This window comes from Mesorhizobium sp. M7A.F.Ca.AU.002.02.1.1, assembly GCF_003998535.1.
GTDB classification, from domain to species: Bacteria; Pseudomonadota; Alphaproteobacteria; order Rhizobiales; family Rhizobiaceae; genus Mesorhizobium; species Mesorhizobium ciceri.
This window is the reverse complement of record NZ_RZPB01000501.1, coordinates 1-4,583: the sequence shown is the minus strand read 5'-3', so window position 1 is coordinate 4,583 and position 4,583 is coordinate 1. Positions and strand designations below refer to the sequence as shown.

5 protein-coding genes are annotated in these 4,583 nt (G+C 68.1%); all 5 read left to right on the top strand.

Features of this window, described 5'->3' with window-relative positions:
* On the top strand, positions 1-460 hold a 460-nt coding region (locus EN879_RS25160; protein WP_245493862.1), incomplete at its 5' end, for an SAM-dependent methyltransferase.
* Positions 457-1,275, top strand: a complete 819-nt coding sequence (gene cobA, locus EN879_RS25155; protein ID WP_063168247.1) for a uroporphyrinogen-III C-methyltransferase — start codon at positions 457-459, stop codon at positions 1,273-1,275. The genes EN879_RS25160 and cobA, both read left to right, overlap by 4 nt.
* Positions 1,272-2,585 carry a cobyrinate a,c-diamide synthase gene (locus EN879_RS25150; RefSeq protein WP_063168248.1) on the top strand — a complete coding sequence of 438 codons (1,314 nt, stop codon included), beginning with the start codon at positions 1,272-1,274 and terminating at the stop codon, positions 2,583-2,585. The genes cobA and EN879_RS25150 overlap by 4 nt, the downstream gene beginning before the upstream one ends.
* 3 nt (positions 2,586-2,588) lie before the next feature.
* Entirely contained in the window at positions 2,589-3,365 is a 777-nt protein-coding gene (gene cobS / locus EN879_RS25145) for an adenosylcobinamide-GDP ribazoletransferase (RefSeq protein ID WP_063168249.1), read from the top strand.
* 52 nt (positions 3,366-3,417) lie between these two features.
* Entirely contained in the window at positions 3,418-4,428 is a 1,011-nt protein-coding gene (gene cobT / locus EN879_RS25140) for a nicotinate-nucleotide--dimethylbenzimidazole phosphoribosyltransferase (protein ID WP_063168250.1), read from the top strand.
* Positions 4,429-4,583 lie beyond the last annotated feature (155 nt).

The window sequence follows — 4,583 nt, the reverse complement described above, 5'->3', positions numbered from 1 at the left end:
CCCTTATACGCTGACGCCGGGCGTCCCCTCCTTCGCCGCCGCCGCCGCCGCACTTCGCCGCGAGCTGACCATTCCCGAAGTGGCGCAAAGCCTGGTGCTGACCCGCATTTCCGGGCGCGCCTCAAAAATGCCGCCCGGCGAGACGCTGGCCGGCTTCGGCCGCACCGGCGCCACGCTCGCTATTCATCTGGCCATCCACGCCATCGATCGCGTCGTCGCCGAACTGACGCCGCACTATGGCGGCGATTGCCCGGTGGCGGTCGTCTTCCGCGCTTCCTGGCCGGACGAGCGCGTGCTGACCGGCACGCTGGCGACCATCGAGGCACAGCTCGCCGCCGATCCGATGGAGCGCACGGCGATCATCTTCGTCGGCCGCTCGCTGGCGGCGCGAGGTTTTGGCGAGAGTTCATTATACGACGCCCATTATCAGCGGCGTTTTCGCGGACGGGACGGATTGTGAGCGGCAGCACCAAAAACACCGGCGAAAACGCCACGCTCGAAAAAGCCTTGTCCCGGCTGAACTTCAAGCCGCGCCAACTGGAGCCGGGCCATGTCTGGCTGGCCGGCGCCGGCCCCGGCGACCCCGGCTGCCTGACCCTGGAAGTGCTGGCGGCGCTGGCCGAGGCGGATGCGCTGGTCTACGACGCACTGGTGTCCCCTGACATTGTCGCAGTTGCGGAGAATGCCGAGCTTTTCTTTGCCGGCAAGCGCGGCGGCAAACCGTCGATGAAACAGGACGACATCACCGCCCTGCTGGTCCGGCTCGCACGCGAAGGCCGCCGCGTCGTCAGGCTGAAGGGCGGCGATCCCTATATTTTCGGCCGTGGCGGCGAAGAAGCTCTGGCGCTGGCGCGGGAAAGTATCCCGTTCCGCGTCCTGCCCGGCCTGACCTCGGGCCTCAGTGCGCTGGCCGCGACCGGCATCCCCGCCACTATGCGCGGCATCAACAAGGCGGTGATCCTGGCGACCGGCCACGCCGCCGGCACCGATGACGATCTCGACTGGGCGGCGATCGCCCGCACCGGCCAGCCTGTCGTCGTCTATATGGGCATGGCCAATCTGCCCTTGATATCAGCCGCCCTTCTCGATGGCGGGCTGGCGCCGTCGACACCGGCGGCTGTAATCGTCGCCGCGACGACGCCGCAGGAGCGGACCGTCGTCGCCACGCTCGCCACCATTGCCGAGGAAGCTGCGGCCGCCGGTCTGGCCTCGCCGGCGCTGATCGTCGTTGGCGGCATCGTTGCCATGCGCGCGGCCCTGGCGGGGCAAGCATGACGGCCCGCGCCATCATCATCGGCGCGCCGCGCTCCGGCTCCGGCAAGACCAGCGTCACCATCGGCATCCTGCGGGCGCTGACCCGGCGCGGGCTGAAGGTGCGCGGCGCCAAATCCGGCCCCGACTATATCGACCCCGGCTTCCACACCGCCGCCACGGGCCTCTCCGGTGTCAATCTGGACAGCTGGGCGATGCCGCCATCGCTGCTCAACGCCCTTGCCGCGCAAGCCGCCGATGACACCGATTTCGTCATCCTGGAAAGCGCCATGGGCCTGTTCGACGGGATACCCGCGGCTCCCGGCCGAACCGGCTCGGCGGCCGACCTGGCGCGGCTCTATGGCCTGCCGGTGCTGCTTGTGCTCGACGTCTCCGGCCAGTCGACCACGGCGGCGGCTGTCGCCAAGGGTTTTGCCACCTATGATCCTGACGTGCGCATGGCCGGTGTCGCGCTCAATCGGCTGGGCAGCGAGCGGCACCGCAAGCTGTGCAGCGAGGCCATCGAGGCGATCGGCCTGCCGGTCGTCGGCGCCATCCTGCGCGATCCCACTCTGAACCTGCCCGAGCGGCATCTCGGCCTTGTCCAGGCTGGCGAATATGACGACCTGATGGCGCATCTCGACCGGCTGGCCGACATGGCGGAAAAGTCGCTCGATCTCGATGCGATCATGGCCCTGGCGACGCCCCTCACCCCCGCGCCCGGCGGTTTCGACGACGCGCTGGCGCCGCCCGGCCAACGCATCGCGCTGGCCGAGGATGCCGCCTTCACCTTCCTCTATCCGCATGTCGCCGCCTACTGGCGCAAGGCGGGTGCGGAAATCGTCCCGTTCTCGCCGCTCGTCGACGAAGCGCCCGACGGGACCTGCGACGTTTGCTGGTTGCCGGGCGGCTATCCCGAGCTTCACGCCGGCAAGCTCGCCGCCGCCGCGACTTTCCGCGCCGGCATGGCGCGTTTCGCCGCGACGAAGCCCATCCATGGCGAGTGCGGTGGCTTCATGGTGCTCGGCGAAGCCCTGGAGGACGCGTCGGGCGAAACGCATGCGATGCTCGGCCTGCTCGGCCATGCCACCAGCTTCGCCAGGCGCAAGATGAACCTCGGCTACCGCGAGGCGCGGCTGCGTGCCGATTGTCCGCTGGGTGCACAGGCCGCGCTGATCCGGGGCCACGAATTCCACTATGCGCAGATGACGGCCACCGGCAATGACGAGCCGCTGGCCGACCTTGCCGACGGCCAGGGCAATCCGATCGGCGCCTCGGGCTACCGGCGCGGCCATGTCAGCGGCACCTTCTTCCATGCGATCGCGAGGGGCTAGAGCATGAAATTCGGGAATCTGGCCCTTTCACCACGGCAGGCCGTCGACGACATCGCGCTCTGCCTGGTCTTCTTCACCAGGCTGCCGCTGCCCGTCTTCGATTTTCGCGGCCGCAGCCTTGCCGCGGCGATCTGGGCCGCCCCCATCGCCGGTCTCGTCGTCGGCCTGATCGGCGCCATCGTTTTTGCCACGGCGGAACGGTTCGGCCTTGCCATGGGGCCGGCGGCCGCACTTGCCCTTATGGCAACCCTGCTCACCACCGGCTGCCTGCATGAGGACGGCCTGTCCGACGTCGCCGACGGTTTTGGCGGCGGCAAATCGCGCGGCCGCAAACTTGAGATCATGCGCGACAGCCGCATCGGCGCCTATGGTGCGGCGGCGCTGGCTCTGTCGCTGCTGGTCCGCTGGAGCGCGCTGTCGGAGTTCGTCGATCCCACACAGGCCCTGTTTGCCCTCCTGGCCGCACACGCGGCCTCGCGCGGCCTGCTTGGCGCCTTCATGCATCTCTTGCCTCCAGCGCGCGTCGACGGCCTCTCGGTCGACGCCGGCACCGTCTCGCAGGAAACCGCCATAGCCGGCGCCTTGCTCGGCGCGATCCCGCTTCTCTTGCTCGGGCTGGGCGGCGCCGTCTTCGCGCTGATCCTGCTTGGCCTGCTGTTTGCCGCATTCCGCGCCCTTTGCTTCAACCAGATCGAGGGCCAGACCGGCGACACGATCGGCGCCTTGCAGCAGGCAAGCGAGATCGCGGTGCTGCTCGTCGCTTCCGTAGCGCTTTCCTGATCCCTTTGGCCTGATTCTCGCGGCCTGATTCCTTTTCGGAGACTTTGCCCCCATGCCCTTCAAATCCCTTAGTGAATTGCGCGCCGCCTGCCTCGACCTGCCGGCTGGCAGCGATGCCGCGGCCAATGCGGTCGCCCGCCGCCAGGACACGCTGACCAAGCCGCAAGGCAGCCTCGGCCGGCTCGAGACCATCGCCGCGTGGCTGGCGCGCTGGCAGGGCCGCGACATGCCGAAACTCGACCGCGTCAAGGTTTTCGTCTTCGCCGGCAACCACGGCGTCACCGCGCAAGGTGTGTCGGCCTATCCCTCGGAAGTCACCGTGCAGATGGTGGCGAATTTCGCTGGCGGCGGTGCCGCCATCAACCAGCTTGCCCGCATGGCCGGCGCCGAACTCGACGTCATCCCGCTCGATCTCGACCATCCGACCGGCGACTTCACCCAAGGTCCGGCAATGGACGAAGCGGCCTTTCTGGCGGCGGTCTCGGCCGGCTATGATGCGGTGACGAAGGATCTGGACCTTATCTGCTTCGGCGAAATGGGTATCGGCAACACCACGCCGGCAGCGGCCGTTTCAGCAGCCCTGTTCGGCGGCGGCGCGGAAAAGTGGACAGGGCGCGGCACCGGCGTCGATGACGCCGGCTTGAAGCGCAAGGTGGTCGCCATCGAAGCCGGCCTGAAGCGCCATGCCGCAGCCCTCGCCGACCCGCTTGCTATCGCTGCCGTGCTCGGCGGACGCGAACTGGCCGCCATCTTCGGCGCCACGCTCGCCGCCCGACATCTCGGCATACCCGTGCTGCTCGACGGCTTCGTCTGCACCGCCGCCGCAGCCCCGCTGTCGAAGCTGCACCCGACCGGCCTCGCCCACACCATCGCAGCCCATGTCTCCGCTGAGTCAGGCCATCGCGGCCTGCTCGAAGCGCTCGGCCTGCCGCCGCTGCTCGACCTCGGCATGCGGCTCGGCGAAGGCTCCGGCGCCTGCCTCGCCGTCAACATCGTCCGCTCGGCGCTGGAGTGCCATGCCCGCATGGCGAGTTTTGCCGAGGCTGGCGTTTCGGAGAAGTAATTATTCATTCCCCGTATCGGCCGACAAAGATGCCGTTGTCACGACAAAGGAGGCATCTTACCGTAACGGCGATTCTCAAATAGATTTTTGTGGATGAAGAAATTTCATCCTGCCGCAGCTGCGGTGTTATCGCCGGGGCGGTCGCTGTTGTGTTC